The sequence below is a fragment of the Leucobacter aridicollis genome (assembly GCF_024399335.1).
Lineage (GTDB): Bacteria > Actinomycetota > Actinomycetes > Actinomycetales > Microbacteriaceae > Leucobacter > Leucobacter aridicollis_A.
In genome coordinates this window covers 534,727-551,005 of the sequence record NZ_CP075339.1, presented here as the reverse complement: position 1 = coordinate 551,005, position 16,279 = coordinate 534,727, and the positions used below count along the sequence as shown (strand labels likewise).

Sequence of the window (16,279 nt, the reverse complement as noted above, 5' to 3'; positions counted from 1 at the left end):
CGTTTCACTCAGGAATGAGTCTGGCGTTGTCGAAACATCCAAGCAATAGCTAGAATTCCAAGAGTTTTGCAGCCCAGCCATGCTTTTCTCCAACGACGATCGGGGTGCCGATGCCAAGGCCAGACCACCGCGAGCCCACAGCGGCCACCGCCGCTGAGCGACTCGACGAGATCCTCGAGGAGCTCTCACGAGACGACTCAATCGCGGAGACCGTGATCCAACGAGGCAGGTCTCAGTTTCCCGCGTATGCCAGCGTGCCAATAGCAGACCTCATCGAGGCCGTTCACCGAAACCGGGCGCTCGCAATCCAGACGCTCCGATCAGGCGTCAGCCCGCCGCCCGAGCAAATCTGGGAAGCTGCACTCTCAACAAGCGAACGGCTGGCCCAGGGGCTGTCGATCACCGACATCATGGGCGGGTTCCGCGAGTCGCTGCGGGTGATCCAGAACCGCGTCATTGAGCTGACCGGGGAGCGAGGGCTCGACCCCCGGGTCGCGCTGCGCGCGTCGACACTCCTGTGGGATCTTGGCGACACCTTCTCGGCGCGAATCTCGCTCGCGTACCGAGAAATCCAGATCGCCGACGAAGTCGCGCGAAAGCAGGAGCTCGAGCAGTTCGTTCGGCGTCTGCTCACTGGAGACCTCACCGACGCCGAGCACCGGGCCGCGGGCTCCCGTTTCGCGGGGTCCGGACCCGTACGCGCGATCGTGACGGCACCGCTCCCCGTGCCGCTGCCAGCACCGTTGCCTGACACACTCCTCTTGGACCAGGGCCGAGCCATCGGCTACGTCGCGGTCGGGGAGACTCTTCCCGCAACAATCAGCTACTCCGAAGGCTCACCTGGCGAATGGCAGATGCTTCCCGAGTCGTACAGGCTCGCCCAACAGCTGCAGGCAACGGCCGAGCTCTTGGGCCGGTCGGGGCGGAGCACTCTCGCCGACTTGAGTTGGCGTATTGGCGTGCCAGCGTCGCCCGCCCTCAACGAGTTCTTGCGGCGCAGCTACATCGATCCTGTGCTTGCAGAAGGTGAGTTCGGGGCACTGATCCTCGATTCAATTGGCGCTTTCATCGAGCACGGCTTACGCGTCGATGCAGCCGCGAAGAGTCTCCCTGTACACCCCAACACGCTGCGCTATCGGATGCAAAAGTTCGAGGAGCTGACGGAGTCCTCACTCGGAGACTTCGACACTCTCGTCGAGGTCGCATGGGCCTTGGCTGTCGCTGGCGGATCGAAGGGTCAGCACGCGGACTGAGGCGAAACAGCGAAGCCGCCGCGTTTGCAACAAACACGGCGGCTTCAAAACTCTGGGTTGTGCGCTACTCGCTCTTCTTCGGGGCGTCGCTGTCATCACCCTTGGGGGCGTCGTCAGTCTTCGTCGTCGAATCGTCGTCCGAGCGAACTTCCTTCTTCAGGATCTTCATTGACTGGCCGAGGCTCTTCGCGAGCGCCGGCAGCTTCGGCGCACCGAACAACAGCAGCACAATGAAAACAATGACGATGAGGGTGGGACCACCCATGTTGCCGATCATGATTAACGCACTCCTCGCTGTTCAACGCTTCCGACAAAACTACCGCAGATCGGAGTTTGGCGCGCGGACAACCCTGAGAGAACGTACCGGTCCGGGATTGAGCTTGGCCGAGGCGCACCCGGCTCCAGCGCTAGTTTGCTCCGGTGGTACCGCTCGGCTTCGTGGGCTCGGAGGTCTGACCCTCACCGTCAACAGGGTCGTCACTCGAGACCTCGCGCTTCAGGATCCTCGCCGACTGACCGAGGCTCTTCGCGAGCGCAGGCAGCTTCGGTGCGCCGAACAGCAGCACGATGATGAAGACGATAACAATGAGGTGCGGTCCGCTCAGTCCCTGAATCATGACGAGCCCCTTTCAATACGAACTGGCTGATTATTGCACAGAGTGCTGCGCGTCAGCCGCGTTCTTCCTCAGTTTTTTCAGCGCTCCCGGAATCGCTCGGCTGCTCGGCGGGGACATCGGTAACGGTACCGGCGGCCGCTTCGTCAGTCGATGCTGCCTCGTCGGCCGCGGGCTCGAGCCCCTCGTCAACAACAACAGTGTGCTCGAGAACTGCAGTTCCACGCTTTCGCTTCGCGGCGGCGGTCAGGATCAGGGCGAGCAGTCCACCAAGCGTGAGCCCAACAGCGCCGCCAATGATGAGCATGAACCCGGCGATCTGACCGATCGAGTACAGGGCACCCTCTGGCACCTTGTAGAGCGTCGTGACGAGCGCGCCCACGACCGCACCAGCGATTGCACCGACGATCAACAGCCGGCCAATGCGCACCGATCGCTGGAGTTCGACAGACTGCTGAGTTTCGCTTGACATGGGGCTATTCTCTCAGGTTTCACGTGTGGGTTTCATCGAAGCGACGGTCGGCGCCGCCTCGGGCCCCGAGCGCGATACTCAGCTGCGGCGGCTGATGACTGGGATAAGCCCCTCGAGGTTCGCTCGCGAACCCGACGCGAGCACGCGCGCAGAGGCGATCGCCTCGTCCCAGTCGAGCGTGCCAGTCGCGATCCCGATCCAGGTCTCTGCGTCAGTCTCGATGACGTTCGGCGGCGTGCCACGCGTGTGCGTGAGCCCGCCCACGCACTGCACCGCGCCATACGGCGGCACACGCACCTCGACAGACTTCCCCGGTGCGAGTTCAGCGAGCTCTTCAAGGAGGAATCGCACCGACGTCGCGACGTCAGTGCGGTCGGTGCTTCCCGCTTCAACTGCGGCGAGCGCGGCGAGCCCGTCTGCCGCTTGAATCCTACGTCTGGCCATCTGCTCAGACTATCCTTGAAGGGTGAAGATTCTCGTCCTGGGGCCGGGTGCCCGCGAACACGCCATCGTCCTGTCCCTGCTCTCAGAAGACGCTGAGCACAGCATCGTCTGCGCCCCAGGCAACGCCGGCATCGCCGCGAGCGGCGTCGAGACCGTCGACCTCGCTTTCACCGATCCCGACGCCGTCACAAAGTTTGTCTCGGATCGCGGCTTCGACCTCGTCATCGTCGGCCCCGAAGCACCGCTCGTCGCAGGCGTGGCTGACCCGCTGCGCGCAGGCGGAGTTCCAGTATTCGGGCCGAACGCCGACGCAGCCCAGCTCGAAGGGTCCAAGGCGTTCGCGAAGCGCATCATGGACGAGGCAGGCGTGCCTACCGGTCGCGCGGCGAAGGTCGCGAGCGCTGCCGAAGCCGGCTCGGTGCTCGACGAGTTCGGTGCTCCGTACGTCGTGAAGGCCGACGGGCTCGCCGCTGGCAAGGGCGTGCTTGTGACTGAAGATCGCGACGCAGCGATCGACCACGTCGCTACCTGGGCGCCGCACGGCGAGGTACTCGTCGAGGAATTCCTCGACGGCCAGGAGGTCTCGCTGTTCTTCTTCGCAGACGGTCACGACGTTGTCGCACTCACCCCCGCGCAGGACTACAAGCGCATCTTCGACGGCGACCAGGGCCCCAACACCGGCGGCATGGGCGCGTACTCGCCGCTGCCATGGTTGCCTGGTGGCACCGAGGCGTTCGTTGAGGAGATCAAGCGAGACGTTGCTATCCCAACCGTGCGGCAGCTCGAGTCTGAGGGCACCCCGTTCATTGGGCTCCTGTACTGCGGCCTCATCGTTACCCCAAAGGGCGTGAAGGTCATCGAGTTCAACGCTCGCTTCGGCGACCCCGAGACGCAGGTCGTACTCGCCCGCCTCGAGTCGCCGCTGAGTGCGTACCTGCTCGCTGCAGCACAGGGCGACCTTGCGTCGCTGCCCGCCCCCGAGTTCTCAGAGGAGCCCGCGATGATCGTCGTGCTCGCGAGCGAAGGCTACCCGGGTGACGTCGCGACAGGTCGGGAGATCACCGGGCTTGAGGCAGCCGAGGCAGTCACCGGCGTGCACCTCGTACATGCCGCCACCGCGCGGACCCCAGCCGGTGGTTGGACCGCAACCGGCGGGCGCGTGCTCGGCATCGTCTCACGCGGCCAGAACTTCGCGGAAGCTCGGGCACGGGCCTACTCCGCCATGAACGAAATCGATCTTGAGGGTGGCCAGTTCCGCACCGACATCGCGGAGCGCGTGGCGTAGCTTCCCTGGATCCGACGCCTTGCCGGCGCCAGGCACGCGCAGTACACAGCGGCCGGCGCTCGCAGTGCACAGCGGCCGGCAGTCGCTGTACACATTGGCCGGCACTTGCAGTACACATTGGCCGGCACTCGCAGTACGCATGCGAAAGGCCGTTCGTATGCCCGAATCACTCGATCTGGGCATACGAACGGGCTTTTGCATACGGTGGGGTTGGCGCGGTCAGGTTGGCGCGGTCAGGTTGGCGCGGTCAGGTCGTCGCGGTCAGGTTGGCGCCGTCAGATTTGCGCGGGACCCGGACAGGCCTGCCTCAACCCCCGTCAGCGGGGGGCGCCTAGGAAGTAGCTACGCTTTGTCCCCGAGGTCCCCGCGGATGAGGCTGTCAAAATCGAGGGCTTTGTCTTCCTCGTCGCCTTCGTCTTCTTCTTCACCGCCGACTTCGGCGCCCTCGGAGTCGTCAATCTCAGACTCGGCGCCCTGGTCTTCGTCGGCGTCGAACAGCGATTCGATCTCAGACAGAGCGTCGGTGTCGTCGGCTTCGTCGGGGCCGCCTATGTCGTCAGTGTCCTCAGCGTCGTCAGCACCGTCTCCGCCCTCTCCGGAGGGTCCAACCGCGTCAGCAACCTGAGCCTCCGCATCCTCCTCACCGAGTTCGGCAGTCTCCGTAGCTTCAGCGACCTCGGCCTCCGCGCCCTCGCCACTGAGTTCGGCCCCGTCACCGAGTTCAGCACCGTCACCGAGTTCAGCCAAGCCGAGCACATCATCCGCGTCAGCCATCTCAGCCGAATCAGCCGTCTCATCCGAACCAGCCGAATCAACCACCTCCGCCTTAGCGGCTTCGCCGCCCTCAGTTACGCCCGCAGGCGCTGCGGGTTCGTTGCGCTCCGCGAGCTGATCCTGATCGATGTCGGCACCGTCAGCCGCTTCGACCGTCCCTGCCGCAACCTCGTCCCCCGCACCTACGGCTTCGGTTGAGGCCTCACGGGCAACCGCGACATAGTCGGTGAGCAGATCGATCCAGCTCTGCTGAGCGTCGGCGGTGCGCTCGAAGGCATCGGGGAAGACGCCGAAGCCTGTCTCAGTCACCATGATGTCCGTCTCGTCGCCCTGCGAGCGGAACGTAATGAGCACAGCAGTCTCGTGCGGGTCATCGCCGTCGCGCCACCGGAAGCCGAGCGCGTGGCCCTCGATAAGCACGTCCACGGTGCCGACAGCGTTGCGGCTCGCGGCTTCCGCAGTTTCAGCGCTCCAACGCTCGGCGACAGCGCCGCCAAAGACAACGTCGAGCTCGACGTCCGGCCACCACTCAGCGCGGAGCTCGGGGTCAGCGATGTACTGCCACGCGGTCTCCCGCGACGCCTTTGCCCGCATCCGCGCAATCACCGGTCCGACAACCGCCATGGCACTCACCCTCCAGATCTGTTGCACTCATCTTATTCGCGCTCGCGACGGCGCACCTCGAAGGAAGCAACACTGTGACGCGGTGAGGCGAGATGAGGTGGGAGAATGGGGGCGTGAACGCACTTCCCACTCCCCTTGCGCTGCCCGGCTGGTCACACACCTACTCTGGGAAGGTGCGCGACCTGTACGTACCGGAGGGTACCGACGCTGCGACCTCCCCGTACCTGCTCGTCGTCGCGAGCAATCGGGTGAGCGCGTTCGACTTCGTACTCGAACCGCCAATCCCTGGGAAGGGGGCGCTCCTCACTGCGCTGTCGAACTGGTGGTTCTCACGCATCCCCCTCGCGAACCACCTCGCGATCGAGGGTGATGCCCCCGCTGTTCCCGACGCAGTCGCCGACAGGGCGGTCGTGTCGCGCCGTCTCGAGATGTACCCAGTCGAGTGCGTCGTGCGCGGCGCCCTCACCGGGTCGGGCTTCGCCGAATACAAGCAGACCGGTGCAGTATGCGGGATCGAGCTGCCCGCGGGAATCTCAGACGGCGATCAGCTCGACGAGCCCATCTACACTCCCGCATACAAGGCACCGTTTGGCGAGCACGACGAGAACATCACGTTCGAACGGTCGGTTGAGCTCGTTGGCAAGGAGGTCGCGGAGGCGCTCCGTGACGCCTCGCTCAAGATTTTCACCGAGGCTCGCGAACTCGCCGCCGAGCGCGGCGTGGTGCTCGCTGACACGAAGTTCGAGTTCGGCAAGGATCCCGTGACAGGCGAGCTCGTACTCGCCGACGAGGTGCTCACGAGCGACTCCTCGCGCTACTGGGATGCGTCAACCTACTTCGATGAAAGCCTCTCGGGCGCTGAGCGCCTCGCGTCGTTCGACAAGCAGATCGTGCGCAACTGGCTGGCCTCGAACTGGGACAAGCAAGGCGTGCCGCCCGTTCTGCCCGCCGAGATCGTTGAGCAGACGTACGCCCGCTACCGGGAGCTCTACGACCTGCTCACCAAGCAGGCCTAGACGCGCACCTCCCAACCTCGCGGCGTTCAGTTTCACGACCGCACAGCCTCCAGGTACGCACGCACGCAGCTCTCCATCCCGCACGCAAACAACTAGAGCTTTCGGGTGAGCCGCTCAATAGTCGTTGCGGCGGGTTCGGCACGGGCCCTTCTGAATCCCGTGCCAGCCCAGAGATGGGCGCGGTCAGTGTCGCCCGCGGCGAGCGCCTTGCCTCGCAGTTCTCTGGTGAGGTGGTGCACCGCGGGATACGCAGTGATTTCGTGTGCCGCGTGGCGCTCCACAAATCCGTTGCGGAGGCCACGCGCGGGTCGGCCCGTGAACACCCGGGTGAGCACCGTCTCCGTAAACGCGCCCGAGGAAAGTGCACCACGGTGCGTTGAGGAGGTGCCCGCCTCTTCAGTGAGCAGCAGCAGCGTTCCAACAGCCACCGACTGGGCGCCTCCGTGTATGAACTCACGCACGGACTCGGGCCCGTCAACCCCGCCCGCTGCGACGAGCGGCAGATCTGTGATCGCGCGCACCGCGCGAAGCACCTCAAGTGTCGGCGCGTCGGCCACGGTTTGGGTCGCATCCCACACCGCCGAATGCCCGCCGGCACCCGGACCCTGCACGATTAGTCCGTCAACGCCATGCTCTGCGGCGGCCCGTGCTTCATCGGCCGAAGTGACCGTCGCCAGCACCGCTGAACCCGCCCGCTGGATCCTTACGATATCTGATGGCGCCGGGAGCCCAAACGTGAGCGACACTACGGGCACGGGATCAGCGCACAGCAGCGAGACCTTCTCGTCCCAGAAATCGGTGTCGTCGCGAGGCACGTCTGAGAGCTCGGTGTCGTACAACGCAGCCTCGCCGGCGAGCTCGCGCGCGTAGGCCGCAAACGCTGCGCCGTCGACCTTATCGGCGCTCGGCACAAACAAGTTGACGCCGAAACCTGCGGGCGCCGTCTCACTGAGCTCGCGCGCCGCGGCGATCTCTGCGGCAAGCACCTCGGGCGTCTTGTAGCCCGCAGCGAGGAACGCAAAAGCCCCGACCCCGCTCGCCGCCCGCACGAGCTCAACTGTTGTCGCGCCGCCCGCCATTGGTGCTGCGATGAGGGGAAGAGCTTGCGTCAGAAATCCGGTGCTCATGATTCTCCATCGGTCGGTAGTCGGTTCGTATCAAATTGCGGCAGCCGAGCGCATGCGGATCGGTGATCGCAGGCTCACACCCGAGCCTCCCAGACCCGGGCACCGCTGTCGAGTGTGCAGGGCACTGCTCCGCGAATTCATTGGCTCACGGCCCTGGCAGACACAAGTTCACTAGGCAGGCTCTGCCTGTCCAACACGCACGCGAGCTAGCGCCTCTTCGAGGTGCGCGACGAACGCTGGCGGATTCTCCGCATGCGGGAAGTGCCCGAGTTCAGGCATCTCCCTGAACGACGAGTTGGGAATTCGCGAAGCGAGCTCACGAGATCGAGCCGAGGGCACGCTGGTGTCGAACGCACCAGAAAGCACCGCGATGTGCGGAGAGTCTGCTGTGAGGAGGTTTTCGACCGCCTGGAGGTCCCAGCTGAGGTAGGAGTCAATGTCTGCCGCGTACAGGCCGAAGCCGCCGGAGGAGTAGCCCCACCAGACGCGCTGCTTAAATTCGAACGGCGAGGCCGGGTTCATGAGGCCGTAGGTCCACTCGGGCACAAACAATGCCGGGTTTAGCTGGGTGCCGCGGAGGTGCGGGTTCGCGCGTGCGACCACGGACGGACCGGCCTGGCAGGCGACCGCGCCGGCGAAGCGAAGCGGGTGCGTCGCGACAGCGTGAACCACGGCGGCCCCGCCCATTGACACCCCGAGCAGTGTTGGGCGCGTGAGGCCGAGCGCGTCAGCCGCAGCGACGATGAACTCGGTGTAGCACTCAGGGGTGAGTTCGTAGCTGCCGACCGGCTCACCCCAGGCCGGCGCGCTGCGGCCGTGCCACGGGAGATCCACAGTGATGAGCTCGTAGCGCGCGGTGAGGTCCGTGTGCGTCAGCAGGCCGTGCCACTGCCCGGTATCACTCCCAGCCGTCGCGAAGGCGAGCAGCGGCGGCCCCTCGCCGCAGCGCTCGACGTACACATCGCTCGTGCCGAGGCTCGTGGTGATGCGGTGGTATTCGCCTCGCGCCATGAGCGGGCGGCCCACCTGGGCGTGAACGGTCGTCGCGCGGGCAGCGTCGACAAGCGCACGCACGAGATGGGCATGACGCTCATACGAGAGTTGGTCCCCGGAGAGGGAGATCCTGCCCGTGCGCAGCAGGTGCAGCAGATTATGGGCCCCGGCGGCTGGTGCATCGGCCGCGAGTTCGACCCAGTCCGCGTTGCTCGCACGCAGCTCGAACTCGGGCTCGCCCGCGGCAGCGGTGATCCGGGCATGTTCCACGAGAAACACTGCACGCCAGTCGTCGCCCGCGAGCGCAAAGATGCAACTGGATCCTGCGGCAAGCGCGGTTGGCTCCGAGGCGGCAGCCGCCGCGATCAGGCGCTCACGCATCGGGGGACCCGATAGTGGCGACCAGCCCAGCAAGCGGGCCTGCGAGGGGTGAGAATCTGCCGAGTTCCGAGGCGTCGTGGCCAGTCACGATCACCGCACCCTCCTGCGCCCTGAGCCAATCGAGCGCGCGGTATGAGCCCGGCAGGTCGGCCATCGATTGAAACAGCATGTCCCGTTCAAGCTCCTCCTGGAAGTGCGCGGCGTCAGCGGCGAGAATGACCGTTCCGATACTCGTCACCACACGCACCACGAGCTGCCCCGGAGTGTGCCCGCCAAGCTCGATGAGTTCGACGCCAGGCGCAATTTCGGCGTGGCCGTCGACCACTTTCAGTCGGCCTTGCGCCTCCGCCTCGCTCAGGTGCGCGATCTCCTCACTGTCGCCGTAGTGCGAAAACAGCGGCCGTGAACCGATGTCACTGCGCCAAAACTCGAGCTCTGCGCGCGCGATGTGGATTGGCGAGCGTGTGAACGCCGCGAGGTTTCCGATGTGGTCATAGTGCGCGTGTGTCACGACGACCGGGTGGCCAGCATCAGCCGGCATCCCGAGCTGAGCGAGCGCCTGTAGCGGGTCTATGAGCACCTCGCGGCCGCGTTTCTTGGCACCCGCCGCCGAGTACCCGGTATCGATGTGGATCACGCTGTCGCCGCTGCGGAGAACCCAGAAGTAGTAGTCGACGGTGTACTCACCGTCGGGCTCGCCATAGAAGCCGTAGTTTAGGAACACCTCACTGCGCGCCGTTGCACGTGTGCCGTGCTTCACCACAAAGATTTCCCACTCGGTGGGTGCCATCATCGCCATCCCGCTATCGTGCCCTCAGTGCGCTACTGCGCGCCCGATCCGCCCTCGTGCACCGCGACCGTAGGTTCGATCCCATCGGCGCCGACGACCTCTCGCCACGCATCGAACCCGGCCTGGAACGCAACGATTCCCGCCTCGGGCAGTGAGATCTCAATCGCTTCAAGGATCTCCTGCGGCGTCACGCCGAGGTCGAGCGCCACCCGAATGTGCGACTGGATGTGTCCCTTCGCCGCGCGCATCACCGTGAGCGAGACGATAAAGATGAGCTCCTTGGTCTTCCGGTCAAGGCTGCGCTGGTCAAGGTACGCGGCTGAGACGAGCCCGTTTGCTGCCTGCAGCACCTCGAAATCGTGCTTGGCCATAACCTTGTGGTAGTCGAGCACATAGCCGCGCTTGCGCGCCATGTCGTCGATGTAGTCTTGCGGATTGGTGGTCGTGTCGGTCACTGCTGCTCCTCGATGATAGGGGTGTTGAACGTGCGCTCGTACACCCTGGTGATTTCTGTGTGGTCTGGGTTCTCACCGAGCAGCTGCCGCCCGGCGGTGAGTAGTTCATAGACCGCGCTGGACAGCGGCGTTGAGGTCGCGGGGGCTTCGATGCCCATGGCGATTCCGATGTCTTTGAGCATGAGGTCGAATGCGAACCGCGAGTCGTACGCGCCGGTGAGCACGTGCCTCGGGAACTTCACTGAGCTTGCCTGGCTCATGCCGGTCGATGAGTTGAGCACAGCGACCATGCGCTCGGGCGCGATGCCGGCGACACCTGCGCGGATCAGCGCCTCGTTCACGATTGCCTGGTTCGCCGCGCTCACGAGGTTGTTAATCGACTTCGCCGCGTGGCCCGCACCGCTGTCGCCCACGACAACAATGTCGGCCCCGACAGCTTCAAGGTAAGGCCTGGCGCGCTCAATCGCGGACGGGGTGCCGCCAACGAGCATCGCGAGTTCGCCGGTCTCTGCCTTTGCGATCCCGCCTGAAACCGGCGCATCAACGTAGTCAATGCCGCGGGCCGCCGCAAGCTCGGAGAGTCGCCGCGTGCTCGCTGGCACGCTCGATCCCATATCGATGATCAGCGCGCCAGCGGCCAGCCGGTCAAGCACCCCTGATTCAAGCAGCACCGATTCGACGTGCGCGCTCGTCGGAGCCATGAGGATCACCGTCTCAACGTCAGCGAGATCGGCAAGATCGTGGCGTGGTTCTGCCCCGACTTCGGCCGCAACTGCCACAACTGTCTCGCTGACGATGTCGTACACAGCGGTCGCAAACAGCGGCGCGATGTGCGCGACCATTGGTCGGCCCATCCGCCCGAGTCCGATGAACAGGGTTGTTGGCATCTATTCCTCCGGTTGTTCCTGAAAGTGCGCCGCGGCGATCTGTGCCGCTGCGGAAACGTGCTCGATACTCGCCGCGAACGCGGCATCTCGGTCGCGCGCGGCGACGGCGTTGACAACGCGCTGGAGCTCGCCAACCATCTGGCGCCCCCGGCTCGGCTGCTGCAGTGTCACCCGACGCAGCTGACTGATACGCGCCTGCACGCCAGCGAGCTGTTCGCCGATGATCTGGTTGTGGCTCGCGGCGATGAGTGCGGCGTAGAACCTCTCCTTCGCCGCGAGCAGCTCGTCAAATGGTTCGAAGTGCTCGTCGATGTGCAGGAGCGCCTCGTGGAGCTCGCGCAGCTCCGCGTCGGTTCGGTGTTCGGCGGCGAGGCGCGCCGCGGCGCCCTCGAGCGCTGCGCGCACCTCGTAGAGCTGCCTGGCCTCCTCAGCGGTAAGTTCCTCGACAAGCGGACCAACATGCGGCTCAATGCGGATGAGGCGCTCGGATTCGAGTTGTCGCAGAGCCTCGCGTACGACGGTCCTGCTCACGTCGAGCTCCTCGACCAGCACTCGCTCGATGAGCCGCTGGCCAGCTTGCAGCTCGCCCCTCACGATGCGCTCACGCAAGATCGTAACCGCCTGCTCTCGCAGCGGTGCGGCCTGTTTCAGCATTGCCATGGTCCCTTCATCCGGTATTACGATATTACGAAGATTTGAAAAAACTCAAGCCCGCTCGCGCGGACTCCCCCAGCTACACGGTCTGGGCGAACTCCCCGAGCAGCCTCCGCAGCCAGGCGTTTTCGGGTGAGCCATCGACCCGCGTATTCCAGATCGCGGAGATCGTAAATCGTGGCGCCTGCAGCGGAGTCGGGCACACTTTGAGGCCGGTTGAGCTCGCAATTCCGCGCGCTGCGTGCTCCGGAAAGGTAGCGATTGCAGGCACGCGCGTCAGGAGCGTCCCGAGCCCGGAGAAGTGGCTGATTGCGCACACCGTTTTCCGCTTGTGCCCGCGCGCGGCGAGCAGATCGTCGACCCAGCCACGCTGCACGTCGTACGAGACACGCACGTGATCTGCTGCGATGTACTCGTCATAGGTGATCGGCTCGGAGAACTCGAGCAGCTCAGGGTTGTAAAGGCAGAGATAGCCGCCGGAGAACAGCGGCTCGGCCCGCAGATCAGCTGACAGCTGGCCTGGGGACATGGTGAGCGCAATGTCGGTGCGAGCGCTCTCGACGCTCTCTCGCCAGAGCGTGCTGTTGGTCTGGTGGATGGCGAACTCGACCGTCCACCCAAGCTCAATCTTCTTCAGCGCGAGCCACGGTGCGAGCACAATCTCGAGGTCGTCCGACATTGCAAGGTGTATCACCCTGGTGCTTGCGGTCGGTTCAAACTCGGGCTCGTCGAAGATCACGTCGGCAATCGACGAGAGCGCGGGGCCCAAGCGGCCCGAGATCTCGAGAGCGCGCCAAGTCGGCAGCATCCCAGTGCGTGAGCGCTCGAACAGCGGATCCTCGAACAACGTTCGCAGCCGCGCGAGCGCCGCGCTCACCGCACTCTGGGTCAGGCTCAGCTTCACCGCCGCGCGCGTCACGCTCCCCTCGTGCATGAGTGCGTGAAACACGACGAGCAGATTGAGGTCAACGCGCCTAAGATCAATTGAATTCATACTGCACATACTAATCATTAATTTGACTGCGTCCTCTGTGCGCTGCAAAGTTGCTTGGTAGCTATCCACGCAGAGAACAAAGGAGCTCTCACATGCAGGAGCAATCCGCGACCGTGTCGCGCAGTGACACCGAACTTCTCGACCTTCCACGCGCCGACCGACAGAAGCGACTCGCCGCCGTCGGCATTGGCAATTTCATGGAATGGTTCGACTTCGCCATCTACGGCTACTTCGCCGCAATCATCGGCGCACAGTTCTTCCCGTCTGGCGACCCAACAGCCGAGATGCTGTCCTCGCTCGCGGTATTCGCTGTCGGGTTCATCTCGCGCCCGGTCGGCGCACTCTTCCTCGGACCGATCGGCGACAAGTTCGGCCGCCGCACCGTGCTCATCATCACGGTCCTCGGCATGGGCATCATCACCGCGCTCATCGGACTCACACCCTCTTACGAGACCATCGGCGTCGCGGCACCGATCATCGTCGTGATTCTCCGACTGCTGCAGGGCGCGATGGTTGGCGGTGAATGGACGAGCGCCGCCGCATACATCGGCGAGAGCGCGCCCAAGGCAAAGCGCGGTCTCTTCGCGAGCATCGTGACTGCGACGGCCGGTCTCGCATTCCTCGTCGGAACGCTGACCGCCGCGCTACTGCAGGCAGTCATGCCCGAAGAGTCGCTGGCGAGCTGGGGCTGGCGCGTGCCGTTCATCCTCTCAATCGTCATGGCGGGCGTCGCCGTCTACATTCGCCGTAAGCTCGACGACACTCCGGTCTACGAGGAACTCGAGCGCAAGCGCGCGAACAACACGGTTGAACCGACGAGCTTCGGCCTGAAGGCACGCGCGTTCATCATGACACTCGCGTTCTCCGGCATCTTCGGCGTGAGTCTCTACTACTTTGTGACCTACGCGAACAACCATCTCACAGGCGCCGTCGGCATGGATCGCATGCAGTCGCTGCTCGCAACGGGCGCAGCAATCGTGATCTACGTCGGGTTTAACCCACTCGTCGGCATCATCTCCGACCGGATTGGACGCAAGCCCGTACTCATCACGGGCATCGTCGGCCTCCTTGTCTGGGCGCTCCCCGCGTTCATGCTTATGAACACCGGGAAACCCGTCCTCGCCTTCCTCGGCCTCGTCGTCTTCTCGTTCTTCGTAGCGTGCTGCGCGGTGATGAACAATGTGCTGCTCGTCGAGGTGTTCCCGGCCTCGGTGCGCTCGACTGGGTCTGCCATCGGCTACAACGTCGCCTACGCGGCACTCGCGGGTCCCGGCCCCCTCATCGCAGCAGCCCTCGTCGCGAACACGGGCTCGCTCGTCTCACCGGCGTTCTACGTGATGGCTGTCGCCGCGGTTGCGCTGGCGGTTTTGCTGCCGATGCTCAAGGAAACCAGGCACGTCGATATCACCCACGGCTAGGGTGAGGCTTCAAGGAGGCAGATTATGAGCAAAGTAGCTGTAGTGCAGGCATCCTCTGTGGTGTTCGACTCGGAGGCGTCAACTGACAAGGCGGTGCGATACATCGCCGAGGTCGCGGCGAGCGGGGCAGAACTCGTCGTCTTCCCTGAGGCGTTCATCGGCGGCTACCCGAAGGGCACCAGTTACGGTGCTGCGATCGGGATCCGCACGGAGGGAGGGCGCGAGGAGTACGCCCGCTACGCCGCGGGGGCTGTGACCCTCGATGGCCCCGAGGTACGCCGACTCACCGAGGCGGCGGCGGAACACGGGGTCGCGGTTGTGATCGGCGTGATCGAGCGCCTCGGCAACACCCTCTACTGCACCGCCCTCCTCATCCACCCCGAGGACGGGCTGGTCGGCAACCACCGCAAGCTCATGCCGACGGGAACCGAACGCCTCGTGTGGGGCTTCGGCGACGGGTCAACTCTCGACACTATGGATATCCCCGCAGGCAGGGTCGGCTCGGTGATCTGCTGGGAGAACTACATGCCGCTCATGCGTCAGGCAATGTACGCCAAGGGAACCCAGATCTACTGCGCTCCGACAGCTGACGATCGTGACACCTGGCAGGCGACAATGACGCACGTGGCACTCGAAGGGCGCGTGTTCGTACTCTCAGCGTGTCAATACATCACGCGCGACGAGTTCCCGCCAGAGCACTCAGTCGACATCGAGCCAACGGGCGGTGACGTCTTCATGCGCGGCGGCAGCGTGATCATCGACCCCGCTGGCCAGATCCTCGCTGGGCCGGTGTTCGGCAAGGAAGCGGTGCTGTACGCCGACATTGATCTCGACGTCAAGCGGCGCTCGCACCTCGATTTCGATCCGGTGGGCCACTACGCGCGCCCAGATGTATTCTCGCTCGACGTGAATACGCGCGCCTCTGAGCCGGTCAGCTTCAACGCTTGACCAAGCGCGTCGAGGCCTGACTGCGTTTCCGCGGTCAGGCCTCGCCTATTGCCGCCGGGCCCAGCACGAGACCGCCGCTGCGGGTAGACTTATCCGGTACGCATCCCGTTTATTTCGCGAACCTGGAGGCACTCCTTGCCCACGATTGTTGTTGATGTCATGCCCAAGGCCGAACTCCTCGACCCCCAGGGTAAGGCGACGACGGGAGCGCTTGAGCGCCTCGGTCACGGCAAGTTTGAGAACGTGCGCATCGGTAAGCGCTTCGAGCTCACCGTGCAGGGCGAGGTTACTGAAGAGGTGCTCGCAGAGGTTCGCCAGATGGCAGACGAGATCCTCTCGAACTCGGTCATCGAGGACGTCGTAGCGATCTCGGTCGACGGCGTCGCTGTCGAGGCACGCTAATGGCGACGCGCATTGGTGTAGTCACCTTCCCCGGCTCGCTCGACGACCGCGACGCGCAGCGCGCTGTTCGCCTCGTCGGCGCCGAGCCCGTCGCGCTCTGGCACGCTGACCACGACCTGCAGAATGTTGACGCGATTATTCTCCCCGGCGGCTTCAGCTACGGCGACTACCTGCGCCCGGGCGCGATCGCTGCCCTCGCCCCGATCATGACCGAGGTTATCGATGCGGCAGGCAAGGGCATGCCGGTGCTCGGCATCTGCAACGGCTTCCAGATGCTCGTCGAGGCGCACCTGCTTCCCGGCGGCCTGATCCGGAACGCGCACCAGCAGTTCATCCGCCGCGATCAGCGCCTCGTCGTCGAGAACGCGTCGACCGCTTGGACGAGCTCGTTCACGCAGGGCCAGGAGATCGTCATCCCGTTGAAGAACGGTGACGGCGGCTACATCGCGAGCGACGAGACACTGAAGCAGCTTGAGGGCGACGGCCTCGTCGCGTTCCGCTATGCAGGCGTCAACCCGAACGGTTCACTCAACGACATCGCCGGGCTCACGAACGAGCGCGGCAACGTTGTCGGCCTCATGCCCCACCCTGAGCACGCAATCGAGGAGGGCTTCGGGCCCGACACCTCGGCAGCGATGCGCTCGGGCGTTGACGGCCTCGCATTCTTTGAGAGCGCCCTGAACGCGATCGCGGCGCGCGTCTAACGCGGCCCGACACGGGCACCGCCGACGCGGCGCCCACCGATTCG

Annotated in this window: 19 protein-coding genes; 7 read left to right on the top strand and 12 right to left on the bottom strand. The window is 64.7% G+C overall.

The annotated features are described in order from the left end of the window. Positions 1-110 precede the first annotated feature (110 nt). Positions 111-1,253, top strand: coding sequence for a PucR family transcriptional regulator (locus tag KI794_RS02395; protein WP_255808998.1), 1,143 nt, complete (start codon positions 111-113; stop codon positions 1,251-1,253). 64 nt (positions 1,254-1,317) lie between these two features. Here the strand turns inward: KI794_RS02395 and tatA (KI794_RS02390) are convergent, their stop codons facing one another. From tatA (KI794_RS02390) to KI794_RS02375, 4 genes are all read right to left on the bottom strand, one after another. Further along, entirely contained in the window at positions 1,318-1,530 is a 213-nt protein-coding gene (gene tatA, locus KI794_RS02390) for a twin-arginine translocase TatA/TatE family subunit (protein ID WP_119281325.1), read from the bottom strand. A gap of 130 nt (positions 1,531-1,660) precedes the next feature. Next, complete coding sequence (gene tatA, locus KI794_RS16250) at positions 1,661-1,870, bottom strand: twin-arginine translocase TatA/TatE family subunit (protein WP_370647845.1); 210 nt, start codon at positions 1,868-1,870, stop codon at positions 1,661-1,663. Positions 1,871-1,922: 52 nt separating this feature from the next. Beyond that, positions 1,923-2,339, bottom strand: a complete 417-nt coding sequence (locus tag KI794_RS02380) for a hypothetical protein (RefSeq protein WP_255808997.1) — start codon at positions 2,337-2,339, stop codon at positions 1,923-1,925. Between the two features lie 78 nt (positions 2,340-2,417). After that, complete coding sequence (locus KI794_RS02375; RefSeq protein ID WP_255808996.1) at positions 2,418-2,783, bottom strand: sterol carrier family protein; 366 nt, start codon at positions 2,781-2,783, stop codon at positions 2,418-2,420. A gap of 22 nt (positions 2,784-2,805) precedes the next feature. Between KI794_RS02375 and purD the strand changes: the two genes are divergently transcribed. Beyond that, positions 2,806-4,068, top strand: coding sequence for a phosphoribosylamine--glycine ligase (purD, locus tag KI794_RS02370; RefSeq protein WP_255808995.1), 1,263 nt, complete (start codon positions 2,806-2,808; stop codon positions 4,066-4,068). Positions 4,069-4,410: 342 nt separating this feature from the next. Here the strand turns inward: purD and KI794_RS02365 are convergent, their stop codons facing one another. Further along, positions 4,411-5,466 carry an SRPBCC domain-containing protein gene (locus tag KI794_RS02365; RefSeq protein ID WP_255808994.1) on the bottom strand — a complete coding sequence of 352 codons (1,056 nt, stop codon included), beginning with the start codon at positions 5,464-5,466 and terminating at the stop codon, positions 4,411-4,413. Positions 5,467-5,558: 92 nt separating this feature from the next. Between KI794_RS02365 and KI794_RS02360 the strand changes: the two genes are divergently transcribed. Further along, positions 5,559-6,482, top strand: a complete 924-nt coding sequence (locus KI794_RS02360; RefSeq protein WP_370647844.1) for a phosphoribosylaminoimidazolesuccinocarboxamide synthase — start codon at positions 5,559-5,561, stop codon at positions 6,480-6,482. A 92-nt stretch (positions 6,483-6,574) separates the two neighbouring features. Here KI794_RS02360 and KI794_RS02355 read toward each other — a convergent pair whose 3' ends face one another. From KI794_RS02355 to KI794_RS02325, 7 genes are all read right to left on the bottom strand, one after another. Next, complete coding sequence (locus tag KI794_RS02355) at positions 6,575-7,609, bottom strand: NAD(P)H-dependent flavin oxidoreductase (protein WP_119281332.1); 1,035 nt, start codon at positions 7,607-7,609, stop codon at positions 6,575-6,577. Positions 7,610-7,780: 171 nt separating this feature from the next. Beyond that, positions 7,781-8,983, bottom strand: a complete 1,203-nt coding sequence (locus KI794_RS02350) for an alpha/beta fold hydrolase (protein ID WP_119281333.1) — start codon at positions 8,981-8,983, stop codon at positions 7,781-7,783. After that, a complete protein-coding gene (locus tag KI794_RS02345; RefSeq protein ID WP_255808992.1) occupies positions 8,976-9,782 on the bottom strand; it encodes an N-acyl homoserine lactonase family protein in 807 nt (268 codons plus the stop codon). Before KI794_RS02345 ends, KI794_RS02350 begins: the two co-directional genes overlap by 8 nt. Positions 9,783-9,805: 23 nt before the next feature. Then, on the bottom strand, positions 9,806-10,228 hold the full coding sequence (locus KI794_RS02340; protein WP_255808991.1) for a carboxymuconolactone decarboxylase family protein: 423 nt from the start codon (positions 10,226-10,228) through the stop codon (positions 9,806-9,808). Further along, on the bottom strand, positions 10,225-11,115 hold the full coding sequence (locus tag KI794_RS02335) for an NAD(P)-dependent oxidoreductase (protein ID WP_119281334.1): 891 nt from the start codon (positions 11,113-11,115) through the stop codon (positions 10,225-10,227). The genes KI794_RS02340 and KI794_RS02335 overlap by 4 nt, the downstream gene beginning before the upstream one ends. Beyond that, positions 11,116-11,775: a GntR family transcriptional regulator gene (locus tag KI794_RS02330; protein ID WP_119281335.1), complete on the bottom strand. Its 660-nt coding sequence runs from the start codon at positions 11,773-11,775 to the stop codon at positions 11,116-11,118. A gap of 73 nt (positions 11,776-11,848) precedes the next feature. Continuing rightward, positions 11,849-12,763, bottom strand: coding sequence for a LysR family transcriptional regulator (locus tag KI794_RS02325; protein ID WP_255808990.1), 915 nt, complete (start codon positions 12,761-12,763; stop codon positions 11,849-11,851). A gap of 92 nt (positions 12,764-12,855) precedes the next feature. Here KI794_RS02325 and KI794_RS02320 point away from each other — a divergent pair, with 92 nt between their 5' ends. From KI794_RS02320 to purQ, 4 genes are all read left to right on the top strand, one after another. Beyond that, positions 12,856-14,181, top strand: coding sequence for an MFS transporter (locus KI794_RS02320; protein ID WP_255808989.1), 1,326 nt, complete (start codon positions 12,856-12,858; stop codon positions 14,179-14,181). 24 nt (positions 14,182-14,205) lie between these two features. After that, positions 14,206-15,129 (top strand): carbon-nitrogen hydrolase family protein, encoded by a 924-nt coding sequence (locus KI794_RS02315; protein ID WP_255808988.1) that lies wholly within the window; start codon positions 14,206-14,208, stop codon positions 15,127-15,129. Between the two features lie 135 nt (positions 15,130-15,264). After that, entirely contained in the window at positions 15,265-15,531 is a 267-nt protein-coding gene (purS, locus tag KI794_RS02310) for a phosphoribosylformylglycinamidine synthase subunit PurS (RefSeq protein WP_255808987.1), read from the top strand. Then, entirely contained in the window at positions 15,531-16,235 is a 705-nt protein-coding gene (gene purQ, locus KI794_RS02305; protein ID WP_255808986.1) for a phosphoribosylformylglycinamidine synthase subunit PurQ, read from the top strand. Before purS ends, purQ begins: the two co-directional genes overlap by 1 nt. Positions 16,236-16,279 lie beyond the last annotated feature (44 nt).